This is a genomic window from Chloroflexota bacterium, assembly GCA_016235055.1.
Lineage (GTDB): Bacteria > Chloroflexota > Anaerolineae > JACRMK01 > JACRMK01 > JACRMK01.
This window is the reverse complement of record JACRMK010000047.1, coordinates 60,754-78,881: the sequence shown is the minus strand read 5'-3', so window position 1 is coordinate 78,881 and position 18,128 is coordinate 60,754. Positions and strand designations below refer to the sequence as shown.

General features: G+C 66.9%; 14 protein-coding genes. 7 read left to right on the top strand and 7 right to left on the bottom strand.

The genetic code is table 11. The annotated features are described in order from the left end of the window. Position 1: 1 nt before the first annotated feature. The gene (locus tag HZB53_11610) at positions 2-601 is read left to right on the top strand and encodes a hypothetical protein (GenBank protein MBI5878287.1); all 600 of its coding nucleotides are present in this window, start codon (positions 2-4) and stop codon (positions 599-601) included. A gap of 62 nt (positions 602-663) precedes the next feature. On the opposite strand, the gene HZB53_11605 is transcribed toward HZB53_11610, so the two are convergent. From HZB53_11605 to HZB53_11590, 4 genes are all read right to left on the bottom strand, one after another. Further along, on the bottom strand, positions 664-1,158 hold the full coding sequence (locus HZB53_11605; GenBank protein MBI5878286.1) for a hypothetical protein: 495 nt from the start codon (positions 1,156-1,158) through the stop codon (positions 664-666). A 10-nt stretch (positions 1,159-1,168) separates the two neighbouring features. After that, positions 1,169-1,630 (bottom strand): hypothetical protein, encoded by a 462-nt coding sequence (locus tag HZB53_11600; protein MBI5878285.1) that lies wholly within the window; start codon positions 1,628-1,630, stop codon positions 1,169-1,171. A gap of 197 nt (positions 1,631-1,827) precedes the next feature. Further along, positions 1,828-4,062 carry a CHAT domain-containing protein gene (locus HZB53_11595; protein ID MBI5878284.1) on the bottom strand — a complete coding sequence of 745 codons (2,235 nt, stop codon included), beginning with the start codon at positions 4,060-4,062 and terminating at the stop codon, positions 1,828-1,830. Between the two features lie 13 nt (positions 4,063-4,075). Further along, the gene (locus HZB53_11590) at positions 4,076-4,840 is read right to left on the bottom strand and encodes a hypothetical protein (protein MBI5878283.1); all 765 of its coding nucleotides are present in this window, start codon (positions 4,838-4,840) and stop codon (positions 4,076-4,078) included. A 310-nt stretch (positions 4,841-5,150) separates the two neighbouring features. Between HZB53_11590 and HZB53_11585 the strand changes: the two genes are divergently transcribed. Together HZB53_11585 and HZB53_11580 are read left to right on the top strand one after the other, a co-directional pair. Continuing rightward, positions 5,151-5,765, top strand: coding sequence for a chromate transporter (locus HZB53_11585; GenBank protein ID MBI5878282.1), 615 nt, complete (start codon positions 5,151-5,153; stop codon positions 5,763-5,765). Positions 5,766-5,768: 3 nt separating this feature from the next. Continuing rightward, positions 5,769-6,281 (top strand): chromate transporter, encoded by a 513-nt coding sequence (locus tag HZB53_11580; protein MBI5878281.1) that lies wholly within the window; start codon positions 5,769-5,771, stop codon positions 6,279-6,281. Between the two features lie 108 nt (positions 6,282-6,389). Here the strand turns inward: HZB53_11580 and HZB53_11575 are convergent, their stop codons facing one another. Beyond that, positions 6,390-7,985, bottom strand: a complete 1,596-nt coding sequence (locus HZB53_11575; protein ID MBI5878280.1) for a hypothetical protein — start codon at positions 7,983-7,985, stop codon at positions 6,390-6,392. A gap of 511 nt (positions 7,986-8,496) precedes the next feature. Between HZB53_11575 and HZB53_11570 the strand changes: the two genes are divergently transcribed. Continuing rightward, entirely contained in the window at positions 8,497-9,831 is a 1,335-nt protein-coding gene (locus tag HZB53_11570) for an MFS transporter (protein ID MBI5878279.1), read from the top strand. Positions 9,832-9,908: 77 nt separating this feature from the next. On the opposite strand, the gene HZB53_11565 is transcribed toward HZB53_11570, so the two are convergent. Together HZB53_11565 and HZB53_11560 are read right to left on the bottom strand one after the other, a co-directional pair. Then, positions 9,909-10,745, bottom strand: a complete 837-nt coding sequence (locus HZB53_11565; GenBank protein ID MBI5878278.1) for an alpha/beta hydrolase — start codon at positions 10,743-10,745, stop codon at positions 9,909-9,911. Between the two features lie 284 nt (positions 10,746-11,029). Further along, positions 11,030-12,835: an ATP-binding cassette domain-containing protein gene (locus HZB53_11560; protein MBI5878277.1), complete on the bottom strand. Its 1,806-nt coding sequence runs from the start codon at positions 12,833-12,835 to the stop codon at positions 11,030-11,032. Positions 12,836-13,248: 413 nt separating this feature from the next. Here HZB53_11560 and HZB53_11555 point away from each other — a divergent pair, with 413 nt between their 5' ends. From HZB53_11555 to HZB53_11545, 3 genes are read left to right on the top strand one after another with little or no spacing between them, the layout of a single operon-like run. Continuing rightward, positions 13,249-15,723, top strand: a complete 2,475-nt coding sequence (locus HZB53_11555; protein MBI5878276.1) for an ATP-dependent Clp protease ATP-binding subunit — start codon at positions 13,249-13,251, stop codon at positions 15,721-15,723. Next, positions 15,720-16,673, top strand: coding sequence for a hypothetical protein (locus tag HZB53_11550; GenBank protein MBI5878275.1), 954 nt, complete (start codon positions 15,720-15,722; stop codon positions 16,671-16,673). The genes HZB53_11555 and HZB53_11550 overlap by 4 nt, the downstream gene beginning before the upstream one ends. A gap of 24 nt (positions 16,674-16,697) precedes the next feature. After that, on the top strand, positions 16,698-17,606 hold the full coding sequence (locus tag HZB53_11545) for a hypothetical protein (protein ID MBI5878274.1): 909 nt from the start codon (positions 16,698-16,700) through the stop codon (positions 17,604-17,606). The last annotated feature ends 522 nt before the right edge of the window (positions 17,607-18,128 follow it).

The window sequence follows — 18,128 nt, the reverse complement described above, 5'->3', positions numbered from 1 at the left end:
GATGAGCACCAATCTGACGCCCGGCGACGCCCTGCCCGGCCCGGCCGACCGCGAGCAGGAATACCTGCCGCCGGTCGGCAAACCGCGCGGCAAGGTGGACCCCGACGTGTACGACGCGTGGAAGAAGCACACCGTGATGGGCTTCCAGCAGAACAGCGAGATGTTTCGAAAACTGCTCGACGCCTTCATGCGCCCTTACTGGCTGACCGTCTGGATGTACCGCACGCTCTACATCGTCGGCCTGGCCGGTTTCGTCGTCGCCGCGCTGCTGTCGGTCTGGCGCGGCTGGGAGTTCGCGGCGATTTTCGGCGGCATTAGCGTGGTGACGTTCCTCGCCTTCTTCATCGGCCAGCCGCTGCGCGCGCTCGAGCAGAACCTTGAGTTCATCACGTGGCTCGGCCTGATCTACAACACGTACTGGACTCGGTTGATGTATGCGAACGATGCGGAGAAAATGCAGGCGGATTTGGAGGCGATCAACAAGGCGGCGGTGGCCGACCTCAGCGCGCTGATCGACAAGCATGTGGCGGTAGCGGCCAAACGCCCCGGCGCGGAAGCGCCGAAAGATCCGGCGCCCGCCGGTGACAAGCCGCCGACGTAGATTGCAGGCGCATGCACGAAGCAAGACTCGTCAGGTCGTCGCTACCTGACGAATCTCCTGTTTCACATCCGACCGGCAATCGCCGGAAACGCGCAGACCTCATCCAGCGCCTGCCGGACGGCCGCCTCCGGCGCGAGTTGCTCTATCGCCGCGCGCAGGTCGCACAGGTGCGCGACGACGGCCGGATCGGGCAGCGTTGGGGCGGTCGGCGGGTCGTTCATTGCGCGATCGGTCGGCGCCGTCTCGCGCAAGGCACGAATGAATGCCTCGACCGCATCCCCCAGCGGCGATGGCTGGCTGAAGACGACGCCGAGGCCCGCCAACCGCCGCAGGAGCGTCAATTTCTGCGCGAGTGCGGCGCCCTCGGCGTCTTGCATCGTGACGACGTACTGCACATAGGGCGGCGGCGCTTGCCACGGCCGGCCGAGGATCGCCGTCGCATCCTCGTACGAGGAGTCGATGTCGGAACCGCGACCGCCGCGCCCCCCGGGGCCGGGCGTTTTGCCGGCACCGCGATCCATGCGGAAGTCGTCTTGATCAGGATGTGAACCGGGCATACTTCTCCTTTCAGAATCTGGCGGCAATCGGAGGAAACGCGCACATCGCTGCCAGCGCCGGCTGAACCGGCGTGGCGTCCGCCAATTGCTCGACCGCCGCTCGCAACTCGCGCAGACGTGCCGTCGCGCCTGAATCGGTCGGTACGGCGGCGGACCCGATCGGCGCCGCCTCACGCAGCGCGCGGACCAGCGCTTCCACGACGTTCCCCAGCGGCGCCGCCTGGCTGGGGGCCGCACTGCCGACTGCCTCGCGCAGCCGCAGCACGAGGTGCGCTAGTTCGACGCCGACGGCATCTTGCTGCGGGATAACGAACTCGACGTTCGGCGGCGGCACCGGCCACGGCCGGCCGAGGATCGCCGTCGCATCGCCGTACGCCTGCGCGATCATCCCGGTTTGCCCGGCAAGCCCGCCGCGCTTGCCGGTGCTGCGATCCATCCGAAATCCGCTCTGATCGAGGTTTGAACCCGACATGGTCTCCTCCTCCCGAAGTCGCTGGAGCATTGTGCAATAACATCGCGCACGCCATACGGTTCACCGCGTAGGGGGCAGGTCTTTGACACCCCAAAGGGTGCGACACGTCGCCGGCCCGCCGGACAGGCCAAAGGCCTGTCCCTACCTGCGGTGTGCAGCCCTATGCGGCACCATATCAGATTATTCCGCAAACCGCTCTAGCTGTCGTCCGTCCAACCCAATTCCGTCAGTCGCGCACGCACCGCACTGCGGTCGGCGGGGTTGTGCGCCAGCCGCAAATATGCCGCCAGATCGCCCGCCTCAGTGGTCGCTCGTCCTTGTCGCCGCGCCAGCAGGGCGCGGTTGTAACGGTAATCGGCGCGCTCGGGCGCGCGGAGCACCGCCGCGTCAAACGCCGCCTGCGCGCCGGGCATATCGCCTTGCGCCGCCAGGGCGATGGCCAGTTTGTTGTGGACTTCGGCGCTCGGTGCGAGCGCCAGCGCGGCGCGGTAGTCGGCGCCAGCGGCGGCGGCATTCCCAAGTTCCCAATGCGTCAGTCCGCGCATCTCGAGCGTCGGCGCATTGCGCGGGTCATGCATCAGCGCATCGCCGTAGGCGTCGAGCGCCTGCTTGTACGAATCGCCGGCGCCATTCGCGTCACCGGTCAGGCGGCGCTGTTCCGCCTGCGCGCGAAAGGCCTGCCCGAGATTGAAGGCGGCGGATGCCAGCGCCACATTCGCGCCGCGCACCGGCGGCACGGCAGATTTCACGACCACCGGCGGCTGACCGGCGCGCAGGGCCGCCGTGTAGTCGGCGATCGCCTCCGCGCGCGCCTGCCGGTGGAACGCGTTGATGTTGCCCCGATAGAAATACGCGTCGGAGAGGCCGGATGGCGGCGGCACGAAGTTCGCCGCTGCGTCGATTGCGTTGGTCAGCGCAGCGAAGGCGGCGTCGTAGTCCTGCGCCCAGTAACGCAGCACGCCGAGCGCGAAGAACACGAAGAAGTCCACGCGCGCGGGCAGGGTACGTTGGACGAAGACCGCCAGGTCCTGCGGCGTGACCAGATCGCCCCCGACCGCCGAGCCGGCCGCAACCGCTTGCAGGTCGTGGGCGCGGAACTGGGTTAGCGCGTCGGTCGCGGTGAAGCGCGCCTGGAAGCCGCCGCCGCCCAGATCATACCAGCCCCACACGACCAGCGACGCGGCATAGCGCGCCGCCAGTTGCGCCACGCGGTCGTCGGCATCGGGGCCGAATGCGTTGTGCTGCAGGTAGACGACGCGCGCCGCACCGATCGCGTTGGCCGCGATCTGCTTCTGCAGCCGGTCGCGCAGGCGCACCTCGAACGCCGCGTTGACGTCGCCCTGGAACTCTGCGATCAGGATGAGCGTTTCGCCTTCGGCGGCGGGCGGCGCCTCCAGCGATTCGGGCGGCGCGGCGAATACCCGTTCGGCCCCGCGACGCAGATAGAGCGTCGGCATGGACCAGCTGCGCACGGTCGTGTCGAGCAGATAGCTGCGCGCTTCGTTGAGCGCGCGGTCGATCTCGCCGTGCGTGGCGAGGCGGCGGTAGAAATGGAAAACGAGCGCGCGGGCCGCGTCCATGCCGATGCGGTCGTGCATCGCGACGACCGCGCCGGCCCCGGCCCGTACGAACGCGGGCGCCATGCCGGTCAGCGCACCCTCACGCACGCGCGCTGCGCTTTCGCACGCCGCCAGCACGATCAGCCGTGGCGCGACGGCCAGCGCGGCGAGCCGCCGTTGCCACGCGCCGTCGTCTACCAGTTCAAGCGCGCGCGTTGCGCCGTTCTCGAGCGCCAGCATCGCGCGGCCCTGCGCGTCATCGTACAGGCCGTGCCCGATGAAGTGCAGGATCGCCGGCCCCGCCTCCAGCGCCTGCAACACGGCATCGAGGCTGACCGGCGCGGGCACCCGCTCGAGCACCGCCAGCCCGCGCAGGGGCGCGAATGCGCGCTGCAATTCGGTCCACTCGGCCTCGGCGTCCAGCGGCGCGAGCCCTTCGGCCTCGAGGTTGACGGGGTTGCTGATCGCGGCGACGACGCGCAGCGGCCAGCCCGCCTGGGGGGCGCGCGCATAGACCGCGCCGGCGTCGAACAGGCGCGAGAACGGCGTCGCCGGGTGCGCCGCCAGCGGCACGTCGAGCGCGCCGGCCCGCCGCACGAGACATTCCCAGCGAAGCGATTCAAGGTCACGCGCCTCCGCCGCTACGTCGAGCCGCACGTGCGCCGGCGTGTGCGCGGCCAGGGCATCGCGCAGGGCGTCGTCGAACAGCGCACCGCTCAACAACACGCCGAACCCGGCCGTGGCGGCCGCGCGCCGCAGGGCTGCTGGATCCAGCGCGACCGCGCGTGCCGCCAGCGCACGTCCGGCCGCGTCTGCCAGCGATACGAAGCGCGGGTCGGCTGCGCCGCCGATGTGGAGCGTCAGGTCGTCCATGCGCTCGGAGCGATCAGCGCAGGGCCGCGGCGAGCGTCGTCAACACTTCGGCGTTGTGCCAGTAGTCGTGCGAGGCGACCGGCTCGCGGGCGATCTCGAAGTAGACGTCCTCCACGCGATAGCCCGGAAAGGCGGGACCAATGGCGTTGGCGACCGGATCGCTCGTGTCGTAGAAGTTGCGCCAGCGCGGTACTGCTGGCACCGCGATCTGCCCCGTATCCGCCGCGCGCGCACCACCCGCCTTGACGACTTTCCAGAGCGGGCTGCCCATCGTGATGAACTCGGCGACCTTCCAACGCGACGCGCCCTGGCGCAGGACGTCGTAGGCCACGACCGTACCGAGGCTGTGGCTGACGAGCACGATCGCGTCGCCCAGCGCCGCCGCCTTGTCCAGCGCATCGATCAATCGCTGCTGCACCTTCGGCTGGAGGCCGGCGTCGTACAGGTAGCGCGTCACATCGGCGACGAGGTCGGCGACGAACAGCGCGTTTTCGGCAAAACCGTATTCGGCTCCGGCGGCCGGCTGGGCTGCGTCGGTCGCCGCGCGTTGGTCGCGGATCGCCTGGCGGAACTCGCGGCGAAACTCGACCGCGCCGGGGGCCAGGCCGGCATCATCGTCGCCGTACACCGGCGAGCCGATGTTCGACAAATCAGCGTACCATGCTGGGACGCTGACGGGTGTCGCGCCCATGATTTTCGACAGCGCGGCGCGCGCCTCGTCGTGGAAGTTGCTCATCTGCTTGCCGGCGCCGTGAATGTCAACGAGCACTTTTTGCATGCGATTCCTCCCCTGGTTCCACATAGCCTATGTGACGGCTTCTCTGCATCCTTCCCAGCCGCTCGTCGCACGCCCTCGGCGTGCTGCTGAACGGCGCGTCTGCGCATGAAATCAATCGTCACGCGCTCATAGGGCGATGGTATCAGAAATGGAGCGCGCGTGTCAACCGGCGAGCGCGGGCGGGGGCTGCGCGGCGGTGCCGCGCGCGTTGCGCGCCACGCGGAACTGGATTATCATGGGCGCGGCTGAGTTGGTTGATCCCCTTCCAGCTACGGTCGCTCGACCGGCTGACCGCAGTCCGCCTCCACCCATGCCGACGCCCAATGATTCTCCGAGCCTCGCGCCCGCGCCGACCCACGCGCGGCTGTTCCTGACCTGGCTGCGCATCGGCGCCACATCGTACGGCGGCGGGGCGATCGTGCAGTATCTGATCCAGGAAAACTTCATACACAAGCATCGCTGGCTGAGCGCCGAGGAGTATGCACGCATCCTGGCGATGTGCCAGATCACCCCCGGCCTCACGCTGATCGCCATCTCGATCACGATCGGCAAGCGGCTGGGCGGCTGGCCTGGCATTGTGGTTTCACTGGCCGGGCTGGTGCTGCCCAGCGCGGCGATCACGGTGGCGATGACGGCAGTCTATTCGAGCGTGCGCGAACTGCCGCCGGTGCAGGCGGCGCTGCGCACGGTCTTCGCGGCGATCGTTGGCGTCAGCCTGGCGACGAGCTGGCGCAATATCCGGCCGATCCTGGCCGGCAACCGCAAACGCGGGCCGGGCATGCTGCTGGTCGCGCTCGGCATTCTGGCGGGCAGTGCAGCGGTCTTCCGGCTGTTCAATCCGCCGGTCATCTGGCTGTATCTGCTGGGCGGCCTGTGCGGCGCGGCGGCGTACGCCTGGTCCGCGCGGCGCGCGGGGGGCGCATAACCGATGGACTGGCTGCTGTTCTTTTGGCTGGTGCTGAAGGCGTACCTGTTCTCGACCGGCGGCTTCGGGCCGCTGCCCAGCCTGCACGCCGACCTGATCGACCTCGGCTGGGCCACGGAGAAGCAGTTCACCGAGGCGCTGGCGGTCGGCCAACTCAGCCCCGGCCCCAATGGCCTGTGGGTCGTCAGCCTCAGCTATCTGGTGGGGGGCGGCCTCGGCGCGCTGCTGGCGACTATCGCGATGCTGCTGCCGCCGCTATTCGTTCTGCTGGTGCAGCGCGGCCACGCGCGCATCGCCAACCATCCGGCGACGCACGGACTGCTCGACGGCGTGGTGCTCGTCATCGGCGGCATCGGCGTGGTGATTCTGGCCGACCTGCTGCGCACCGACGGCCTCGACGTCGCGCGCCTGGCGATTGTCGCCGTGAGCGCGGCGCTCGCTATCGCGCGGCGCGTGCCGGTCAACGCGATCCTGCTGCTGGCCGCGCTGGCCGGGCTGGTGCTCTACTGGCGCTAAAGACAATCCAGAACAAGAAAACCTTCCACCACAAAGACACAGAGACACAAAGAATACCCTAAACGGATTCCTCTCTGTGGCTCTGTGGTTAGATCTTTTGACCAGCCGCTAGTCGCGGCGGTTCTCCGCCTTGAGGTGCTCCAGCAGCGGCAGCATACTCTCGCTGTAGCCGTAGATATCGCGGATATCCTCGCGGGTTTGGCGGGGAATCAGCCGCGTCTTGATGCGGCCGTCTGCGCCCTCGGCCAGCACCAATTCGGCCGGTTCCTTCTGCGCGCTGTGGTGGCCGCCGCGCTCGCCGCTGATCTGCTTCTGGTACGCGCCGAGCCGGCACGCCACGACGAACTGGCCGGTCTGCGCGTACGGCAGCCAGACCCGCTTGCTGAAATCGCGCGGGTAATGGTCGTCGCCGTCGCAGGTCGTGCCGCCCAGCAGCACCGGCAGCGCCGGGTTGCCGGCATTGTTGGCGGCCAGGAAGTCGAACGCTTTGCCGAGCACGATGGTGTCGGGCAGCGTCACCATGATGCTGCCGTTCAGGATCGCCCAGTTGACGCGCTGGCCGCTGGCGTCGACGCTGTTGGACTTCCACTGCCGCACTTCAAAGACGTGGTAGCTGGCGTCGGCCGCCACCAGGCTACCGTTCTCGAACACGATCGTCGGCGGCTCCAGCGCGAGCGTTTCGGCTTTGGCCTTGACGCCGCTCAACAGCGCTTCCAGGAAGGCGCGGTGATCGTAGTTGTCCGCCAGCGGGGGAACGCCGCCGCCGATGTTCAGGTAGCGCATCGACGGGTACCGCTGCTTCAACTGGAAGTATTTGTCCGCCGCCAGCATCAGCGAGGCGGTGAACTTCTCGACCGGGATATCCTCCGCCGCGCTGACCATCGTATGCAGCATCGTCAGCTTCAGGTGGCCGATGTGCTGAATCGTCTCGGCGGTGCGCTCGGCCTCGGGCCACGTCATGCCGAAGCGGTTGGTGTAGATGGCGGCCTCGGCGTCGGTCGCGAACTTGCCCCACTTCAGCCGGATGCCGACTTCCATCGACGGCACCTCACCGACCTGCGCGAACATGTTCAACTCGCCGGAATCGAGCACCGTCACGGAGTCGGCGCCCAGGCTGCGCAGCAGGTTGATGTAGTCGGCGTACGGCACGTCAGCCGTCGCTTCCACCTTGTGCGGAGCGTCGACGAAGTCGATGCGCGACTTGCGCGGCGCGATGCGGTCGAGGTCGAGCGCCTCGGATTCGGTGTGCGGCTCCGGCTTGAAGCCGTTATGGATTAGCCGCAGCCCCTTTAGCTTGATCAGGCCGTGCTGGGCTAACCACTTGATGTCCTCAAGGTTCTGCGATCCCGACGTCTCGATGGCGTAGCCCGACCGGTAGGCGGCCATCACGACCTCGGCGCGCTCGCGCGCTTTGGTCGCGTACGCGTAAGCCAGCTTGTCGGGGTCGTAGTCGGCCGCCCAGGCCGCCTCGCGGCCCATCTTCTGCCACTCGCGGCAGCGGCGCTCGACGATCGTCGTGTCGCGCACCTCGAGCGGCGAGCCGTAGCGCTGCACCGCCTCGATGAAACTGAGACCGGCGCCGTTGAGCTCCAGCTCGTTGCGCGCGTTGTAGCCGACCAATTCCCACAGGCGCGGGTGGGCGGCGCGGCGCGCCAGCTTCAGATACGGCTCGGCGGACAGTTCGGCGGCATCGGGGCTGAACATGGCAGTGAACTCCTGTGAATCAAATTCCAAATCCCAATTTCCAAATCCCAACGGGATGATGGGAGAATCCCAATATCCAAAGTCCAACACGACGGCAGAATTTAATGTTACCCCATCCGATATGGCGCGTCAATTGGCGGAGCGATCGGCAGCAATTCTCATTTTGGCTTTGGACGGGTACTTTCCAATGCCGGCTTGCTATGAACTGGCCCCCCTGGTGCTTGTCACGCAAGCTGGCTCGACAAGAAAACGGCGTTGCCCTCCCCCCGACCCCCTCCCAACTTCGTTGGGAGGGGGCGAGATTCTAAGGGGATGAGGGGCAACCGGGTGGACAGACTCCAAATTGAGAATTGCTGGCGATCGGGGCAGAGCCATTCAATTGTCGTAGTACGTGATGAAAATCCGACAAAGATGGCGCCGAGCGGCACGATGCGCCGTCGAAGCGCAACCACCGGTTGGCCGCCCCCATTGACCGGCTCAGGGAGCCGGTTGACGTATAATTGATAACCGTATGGAACGCCCCCCAACAACCAGGCTTGCCCAGACCGAACCCAATGCGCTTGCGCTGTCGCCGGCGCGACGCGAACACATCTATCGGCGCAACTTCATCGCTTTCCTCAGCGATAACATTCTGTTCAACCTCGCCATGGGCATCATCGGCGAGACGACCGTGATCCCGGACTTTGTGCGCCACCTCACCGACTCGGAGATCGTGATCGGGCTATCCGGCACACTGCTGGCCATCGGCCAGACGCTGCCGCAACTGCTGGTCGCTCGCATTATCGTTCGCCAGACGCGCAAGAAGTGGTGGTTGGTCGGTCCCAATATTCCCGCCCGATCGATGATGTTGATCTTCACGGCAATCATGCTGTGGGCCGGCCGGGAGCGCACGGAGTTGATCCTCCCGGCCTTTTTCATCTGTTTTGGCCTGGCAGCCTTCGGCGATGGGCTGATCGGTGTTCCGTGGGCCGAACTGTCCGGCAGCAGCCTGGATAACCGCTGGCGGGCGCGCGTGCTCGGCCTGACGACCGCCGTCACGAGTGTGCTGATGCTCGGCATCGCGCCGCTGATCGGGGTCGTTCTGGGCGATGGAGGGCCGGGGTTCCCCGACAACTACACCATCCTGTTCGGCGCGGCGGGGGCGTTGCTCGTCCTCTCAATTCTGCCGGGCGTCTTCCTTCACGAACTCTCCGCCGGCGCTCCGCACGCGGATGCGCCGGCTGCAGGCGCCTTCGTGTCCGGGCTGGTTCGCGCGCTGCGCGATGACGCGCCGTTCCGGGCGTTCATCATCACGCGTCTGCTCATCAGCCTGTTCATGATGGCGGCCCCGTTCTACGTCGGCTACGCGACGGTGCAGTTGGGGCAAGCGAGCGAGGTGGCTGTGCCGCTGCTGCTGGCGATGCAGACCGTCGGCAGTCTGGCCGGTGCGCTGGCGTACACCGGACTGGGCGCGCGCAGTAACCTGTTGGCGATCCGGCTGGCGGTCGGCGGTCTGGCACTGGTGCCCGCCAGCGCGCTGCTGGCCGGAAGCGTCGGGGCGCCGGCGTTATACGTCGGCTTCATGCTATCGGGCGCGGCGACCAGCACCTGGTTCTCCAGCTATCTGAACTGGATCGTGGGCTACGCCGATCCCGCCGAGCGCCCGCTCTACGTCGGCCTGTCCAACACGTTGACCGCTTTGATCTCGTTTATCGCGCCGCTGATCGGCGGCACGATTGCGCAAAGCCTCGGCTATCGCCCGCTGTTCGTGCTGTCGCTGCTGATGGCGCTCGGCGCGCTGTTCGTGACGCTGCGCTTCCTGCGCGACAAACCGCGCGTGGCGCGCGTGATTGCCGCCGCCCATTGAGCGATGCGCTGAGCGGCCATCAGGCATCTGAGCCGCCCGCCAGTGCCTGCCATACCGAATCGCTCGTGCGCGCCCCGCTACACGCGCGCGTCCAACCAGGCGGCGACGTCGGCCAGCACCTGCTCCTTGCCAATCTCGTTGAAGATCTCGTGGTAGAAGCCGTCGTAGACGTGCATCGTCTTGTCGCGCGAAGCGGCGGCCGCGAAGAACTCGCGCGCGGCGTCGATGCTGGCGATGCGGTCATCGCCGCCGTGCAGCATCAGCAGCGGGGCGGTGAAGCGGGCCGCGCCCGCCAGCGTCTCGGCCTGCGCGCGGAAGAACTCCATCGCCCAGCGCGCCGACGCGACGTGGAACACCAGCGGGTCGCCGCCCTTTGCGTAGCGCGCGATGACCTCTGGGTCGTGCGTCAGGTGGTCGCTGTTGATGCCGCTCGGCATGCTGAACGTCGGAGCGACCCGCGAGAGGATGCGCGATGCATGCAGTTGCCAGGCTGGCACCGGCATCGAGAGGCGCAACGCCGCACCGCTGGCGATGATGCCGCGCAGATCGGACGGGCCGGTCAGGCCATAGGCCAGCGCCATCAGGCCGCCTTGGCTGTGGCCGAGCAAGAAGGCCGGCAGGCCCGGCTCCTTCGACTGCGCCAACTTGCTGAAGGCGTGCAGGTCTTTCAAGTAATCGCCAAAGTCGTGCACGTGGCCGCGCTGGCCGTGCGACTGGCCGTGGCCGATGTGGTCCAGCCCGTAGAAAGCATAGCCGCGCGCCGTCAGGAATTCGGCGACGTGCGCGTAGCGTCCGATATGCTCGGCGAAACCGTGCATCATCACAACCAGCGCGCGCGGCGACTCCGGCCGCCAGGCGCGCCAGTACAACTGTCCGGCCGTGCCGCTCAGTTTGCCTTCCAGGTGCTCGGTCATCGTGATCTGCCTTTCATTTGATAGTCGCATCCGGCCACATCGATTGCCGCGCCCACCCACAGACCGTCATTCCGGCGAAAGTTGGTGATGCGCCGCGAGCGCACACCTCGCGCATGAACATAGTCCTGCCGATTTAGGGACGGGTCTTTGACCCGTCCGGTCGGCCAGGTCAAAGACCTGGCCCTACCACAGGATGCGATCTATTTCATGGGAGCCAGAGTCCAGCACTGGATGCCGGCTTTCGCCGGCATGACACCGAGCCGGATGTGCCGCGATTTGCCGCGCTATTTGAGCGCCGCTTCCAGTTCTTCCCAGCGCATGTAGGCCGCCGCGATCTCGTCCACCAACGCTTTGACCCGCTCGTTGTGGCGCACGATGTCGGCAGCAGGCTGCTTGTAGAAGTCGGCCGTGGCCAGGGCGCCGGCGAGTGCATGCTGCTCCGTTTCGAGCGTCTCGATCCGCTGCGGCAGGGCGTCCAGTTCGGCGCGCATCGCCTCGCGGGCGCGCTGCTCTTTGTACGTCAGTCGCGGGGCGGACAGCTTCGGGCGCTCGCGGCTCTCGCGCGCTGGTACGGCCTCAACCGGCGCGCTCTGCGCCTTGCGCTGGCGCAGCCAGTCATCGTAGCCGCCCGCATACTCGCCGACGCGGCCGTCGCCTTCCAGCGCCAGCACGCTCGTGACAACGTTATTCAGGAACGCGCGGTCGTGGCTGACCAGCAGCAGCGTGCCTTCGTAATCGAGCAACAACTCTTCGAGCAGTTCGAGCGTCTCGACGTCGAGGTCGTTGGTCGGCTCGTCGAGCACCAGCACGTTGGCCGGGCGCGTGAACAGCCAGGCCAGCATCAGGCGATTGCGCTCGCCGCCGGAGAGCACCCGCACGGCGAGGCGCGCGCGCTCCGGCTCGAACAGGAACTCCTGCAGGTAACTGATCACGTGGCGCGGCGAGCCGTTGATGACGACGTGGTCGCGGCCCTGCCCGATATTCTCGTAGGCCGAAAGGTCCTCGTCTAACTGCGTCCGCAGTTGATCGTAATACGCGATGTTCAGGCGCGAACCGTGCCGGATCGTGCCGGACTGTGGCGCCAACTCGCCGAGCAGGATGCGCAGCAGCGTCGTCTTGCCGGAGCCGTTGGGACCGATCAGGCCGACTTTGTCGCCGCGCATGATCGTGGTGGTCAGCCCGCGGATGATCGGCCGTTCGCCGAAGGCGTAGCTGACGTCCTCCGCCTCGACGACCAGTTGACCCGACCGCTCGCTGTCCTGCGCGGCCATGCGCACCGTGCCAGCCCGCTCGCGGCGCTCACTGCGAGCGCGGCGCATCTGCTCCAATTCGCGCACGCGCCCCTCGTTGCGGGTACGCCGGGCCTTGATGCCCTGGCGAATCCAGACCTCTTCTTTGGCCAGCTTCTTGTCGAACAGCGCGCGCTCGACCGCTTCGTTTTCCAGCGCGGCCTGCTTGCGCACGAGGAACGTGTCGTAGTCGCAGTCCCAGTCCGACAACTGGCCGCGATCAAGCTCGATGATGCGCGTGGCGAGGCGGCGCAGGAACATGCGGTCGTGCGTGACGAAGAGCATGGTGCCGCCGTAGCGGCGCAGGAAGTCTTCCAGCCAGGCGATCGACTCGATATCGAGGTGGTTGGTCGGTTCGTCGAGCAGCAGCAGGTCGGGCTGGCGCACGAGGCCCTGCGCCAGCAGAACGCGCCGCTTCAGCCCGGCCGAGAGCGTGGCACTTTCAGCCATTGCCGTCAACCCGGTCTGCGAGATGACTTTAGCGATCTGATGCTCGCGCTGCCACGCATCACCGGCGTCGTCGGCGGAGAGTCCCTGCGCGATGACATCGTGCACCGTGCCGTGCAGGTCGAACGGGACAGCCTGGGACATGTACGCCGTGCGCACGTCCTGCGCGCGCCAGACAGCGCCGCGATCGGGCGGCAGATCGCCGTTGACGACGCGCAGCAGCGACGACTTGCCGGTACCGTTGCGGCCGAGCAGGCAGACGCGCTCGCCGCGCTCGATCTGCAGATTGATGTTGTCCAGCAGGGGCGGCCCGCCGAATGAGAGGGTGACTTCACGTAGAGAGATCAGAGCCATTTCGGTAGTGTAGCACGGCCTGCCCGGTCGTCAAGCGCACTCGCCAGCTGGCGGTAGAAGGCAAGCGAACCACAGAGACACGGAGGCACAGAACATAGCTCCATACGCTCCGTTGCGCGACTGCATTTCACCGGCGTCATGGAGACGTGCGTGTGCTACGGCCGCGTTATGTCATGCCCGCGAAAGTAGGCATCCAGCGGTGTTGCCCCTGGACTCCCGCTTTCGCGGGAGTGACGTCTTGTTGGGCCGTATGGGACCGGCCCCCATCTGAAATACACCCCCTTTGTGATCTGGTGTTGGATTTGTTCGGCCATCAACCATATAATGCATCTACGGGGCAGAGCACCGTCGCCCCGAGTTCTAACGCGCTCTCCCGGCGATTGCAAAATACGGGACTGCGGGTAGAATGTCAGATGGCCGCGCAGGCGACGGCGACGGATGGCCCGTCGCGCGGCATCAAGGACGCAGGCATGTACTCAACAGGCACCGAAAATTTCAATAGCCGTCTCACGGCGACCGTGCCGGAACTGCCCGGCATGTTCAGCGTCTCCACGCGCATGCAGGAAGCGCTGGCGGCCGCCGCGAGCAGCCTGCCGCCGCACCGCTCGCTGCTGACGAAGGCCGACCTGCTGCTGGCGATCGCACAGGGCAAAGGCTCCGGCGCCAGCTTCCTGCGCTATGCGCTCACGATGACGCGCGGCGCGGACGGCAGCATCTATAGCCCGCGCAGCCTGGCTGATCTGGTGGCGCGACTGCGCGAAGCGCAGCTCGATGCGCCCGCAACCGAGCCGGTCGGCGGCACGCTGACGGTCGGGCCAACGCCACTGCTGATCAGCGCGCCGCTGCGCGACCTGCTCGCCGTCAGCCGCCAGTACGCCACGGCGCATCCGATTGACACCGGCGACGCCATCGCCGCCGACGCCAGCCAGCCGGGTTCCATCCTGGTGCCGACTCTGAGCGAGTGGGGCGCGGAAATCGCAAGTGACGTGCTGCCAGGCTACGCCGGCTCCGACTTCACGCGGCGGCAGGACGATTTCGAACCCGGCACGGTGGTGCTGACCTTCCAGCGCGCGCCGGATCTGGCTGTGCCCTCCGCCGCAGGCAATATCGGCGCGCCGGTGACTACCGCACCTGTTGCGCCCGCCGGCAGCCACCAGATGCTGCGCGACCGGCTGGCCGAGGCGAAGGCGCTGGCCGAGCCGCGCCCGCTCGTACGCGCCGCGCTGGCCGGAGAGATCGTGACCGCGCTGGAGCATTTCCCGTTCGTCGTGCTGATAACACCGCGCGCATACGACGGCGATGCCGCGCTGGCCGACCTCGCCACGCTGCTGGCCGCCGATGGCGACGGCATACTGCACTACCGCAGCCTGATCGATCCCGACCGCAACGACCTCAGCGCCAGCCCAGCCAACACACTGATGGCGGCGTTCAACCAGGCGCAGGCCGGCATCGTCTTCATCCCGAACCTGGCGGAGTGCCTGGCCGACAGCAACGCCGCCGCGCTCGTGCAGCGCGCGGCCGCCGGCAACGGCGCGAAGATCGTCGCATGGCTCTCGGAGGCCGACTGGAAGACCGAGCAGGTCAAGCCGCTCTACCGGCGCGCGCGCGCCATCGTGCCGCCGCCGTTGAAGGCCGACGAGATCAAGCAGATCTTCTTGCAGCGCAAAGCCGACCTGGAAAAGCAGGTCAGCCGGCCCAACCTGGCGCTCGGCATCAGCGATGCCGCCATCGGCGAACTGGCCAAGCTGGCCGCGAAGTACCCGGCCGACCCGCTAGAACTGCTGAACACGGCGGTCGTCGGCATCCGCATGAGCCAGTCGGAGGCGCTGCGCAAACTGCAGCCGAAGCCGTTCACGCCGGACCGGCAGGTGGATCCGGCCGACATCGACCTAGCGCTCGAAAAGCTGACCGGGATCGTCGTCACCCCCGATGATCCCGACCGCTACCTGCGCATGGAGGCGGAGCTCAAGAAGGCGATCGTCGGGCAGGACGAGGCAATCCACGTCGTCTCCGAGGCGATCATCACGGCGATGGGCGGGCTCAAGGATCCCAAGCGGCCAATTGGCGCATTCATCTTCATGGGCCCGTCCGGCGTCGGCAAGTCGGAGTTGGCGCGCGCGCTGGCGCGCTTCCTGTTCAACGATGTCAACGGCGTGCTGCGCTTCGACATGTCGGAATATATGGAGAAACACGAGGTCGCGCGGCTGATCGGCGCGCCGCCGGGCTACATCGGCTACGAGGAAGGCGGGCAGCTGACCGAGGCGGTGCGCCGCAAGCCGTACAGCGTGGTGCTGTTCGACGAGTTCGAGAAGTCGCACCCCGACGTGATGAACGCGACGCTGCAACTGCTGGAGGAAGGCAAGCTGACCGACGGCAAGGGGCAGGTGGCCGATTTCAGCAACACGATCGTCATCTTCACCGGCAACGTCGGCGCGCAGGCGTACCAGTTGATCGGGCAGACCGGCGACGACGGCCTGCCGATCAGCGAGGCGCAGGTCAAGCAGGTGGTGCGCGGGCTGATCCGGCAGACGTTCCGGCCGGAGTTCCTGAACCGCATCGGCGACGAGAACGCCGACGACGGCGAGAGCAACGTCGTCGTCTTCAACATGCTCAAGCCGGCCGACATGCCGCCGATCGCGGAGATCGAGCTGGCGAAGCTGAACAAGCTGCTCGCCGAAAACGGCCTGTCGGTCACGGTTTCCGACGAGTTGAAGGCGCAGTTGGCGCAAGAGGGCTACTCGGCGCAGTACGGCGCACGCCCGCTCGTGCGCCTGATCAAGCGCAAGCTCGGCTTCCCGATCGCGCAGAAGTTCCTGCGCCGCGAGTTCCAGGCCGGCGACAAACTCAGCGCCACGCTGAAAGATGGCGAGGTCGTGCTGACGAAATGAGCGCCGCATCCGAGCCGAAACTACCGCCGCTCAAAGCCGAGGCGCTGCGCGACCAGACGCTCGGCGCGCCCGGGCTGGCCGCGCTGGATCCGCAAGCGACGCTGATCGTCTTCGCGGCCGCGCTGCTGGCCGAGAGCGAGGACGGCTACACGCCGGAAGCGGCGGCGGGCATCCTCCTGCGCGCGCGCAAGGTCACGCTGGAGATGCTGCTGGCCGCCGTCCAGCAGGTCACCCAGCAACTGGGCGCGGCGATGGCCGCGTTCTGGAACTCGTTCGTGGCGGCGACGTGGGAGGGCAGCGACAAGCCGCCGTATGTCGACCCCGGCGTGGTGGCGCGCCGCAAAGAGGCCGAGGAGCAAGAGCAGGAGCGCAACCGGCAGTCCGCAACGCAGTACCTCAGCAACGCCCAGACTGCGATCGGCGTGCTCACCATTGATGACAAGGAGTTCCCGCACAGCGAGCCGCCCCCCGCGCCGAAAGCGCCGCGCATCGATGTCGGCCGGTTCTTCCACAACCTGATCTACAAGCCGGCTGCGCCGCCGCCCGGCGCCGCGGCGAAGGCCGCCCCCGGCTGGCTGACGCCGCCGCTGATCAATCCGCGCGACGAGAATGTCACGATCTTCGACCACGACATCATGGAGATCGTGGGCACGCGGAAGCTGGCCGGCGAGCAGGCGTGGAAGAAGCTCGAAGATCGCGGCTACGACCGGCGGCGTATCGTGCTGGCGATTGACGGCGTGCGCAAGATCGCGCAGGCGCAGATCGCCCAGTGCGACCAGATACTGGCGTTCATCCGGTCCGACTACGAACAGCACATCGAGCCGGTCGTCAAGGCCGCCGCGCAACTGGGCCACGCAGTCTCGGTCGTCAACACGTTCTACGCGCCGCCGGCGCCCGCGCCGGTCGTCCCGCCGCCGAGGCCCGGCCCCGCACGCGGGCGGACGCGCTAACCGCGCGCCACGGTCAACCACGCCATGCCATCCCCGGAACCGAACAGTGCGCGCTCCGCGCCGGAGATCGTCGTCGACAAGCTGACGACGGTCGTGCGCAACAAGGCCGGCGACCCGATTTTCATCGGCTGGGGACCCGACGGCAACGCCGCGGCGACAAAAGACCGGCGCGAGGTCTCGCCAGCTGGGCAGGATATCCTGCGCGTGTACGAGCGCGCGCGCAACCTGCTGGTGCCCGTGGTGCCGTATCTCGATCTGGAGCCGGTCGAGTTCAGCTATCTCAAGTTGCGGGATCTGGCCGAGGCCGCCGAAGACCACTTCCTCGTCAACACGCGCGACTCGCGCGGCGGCGCGGCGCAGTTCCGCATCGGCGAAGTGGCGCTGCTGGAAAGCATCGTCAACGCGCGCGGCTTCTTTCAGGACACCTCAACCGGCGGCGCCATGGGGCAAAAGATTGTGCCGTCGGAAGCGATCTACGCCGTCGTCGCGCCGTGCTTCGAGCTCGACGACAAGCGCCAGGCGCTCATCCTGCTGTTCAAGCCGCTGGTGGACGGCGCGCCGCAGGAGGCGTCGTTCCACTACTTCGTGGTGTCGGTGCTGCGCTTCCTCTGGCAGAACGACCGCAAGGATCCGCCGGCCGGGCGCAAAGGCTACTATGCCGCCGTGCAGCCGTACCTCGGCGACCCCAAACGGCCGGTGCCGTTCCTGCTGCGCATGGTGTTCAAAGAAGAGGCGGCGCGCGAGAAATGGGAACGGCTCAAGCGCCTGATGTACAAGCAGTCTGAGCCGGGCAGTTCGGAAGACGCCGACACACTCGGCGATCTGGCGATCGATCAATTGTTTGCGCTGGCGACGGCGATGCGCGATGCCGCGCGCGCCTACTTCGAGCGGCTCGCGAGCGCACGGCGCAGTTTCCGCTTCGACAAAAGATAAGAAAACAGATCAACGCAAAGACACAGAGGCACAGAGTGAAACCCTTTCAGGTTTTCTCTGTGCCTCTGTGTCGCTGTGTTAATACTGTTTCGATTTATAGATATCCTTGTTTGTCATGTATGTCCTGTGCACGGCGGCTGCGCCGCCGTCCGCCGCTGCGCGGCGGGCACAGGATGAAGCGCGAAGGCAGGGCTTATGTCCTTTGGCTCGTTACGCGCGCGAAACATCTGAAATGCACCATCCCAGATTCTTCGCGCGCGAAGCGTGTTGCACTCCATCGGTCTGGCCGCCGCGCTGCTCAGAAACTTCAACTGGTTCACGGGCTGCGACGCCCGAGGTAGTCATGCCGGCATCTGGCGCGCGTAGCGGCCTGTGTTACGTCTGCCTGGCTTCCGGCTTTCGCCGGAATGACGACTTGGAAATTCCGCGCCCAAGTTTCTGCCGCATCGCATACCGCACGCGGTATGGACCATCTCAAAATGACAGTGGATTAGGACATACTCATCACAAAACAGTATAAGG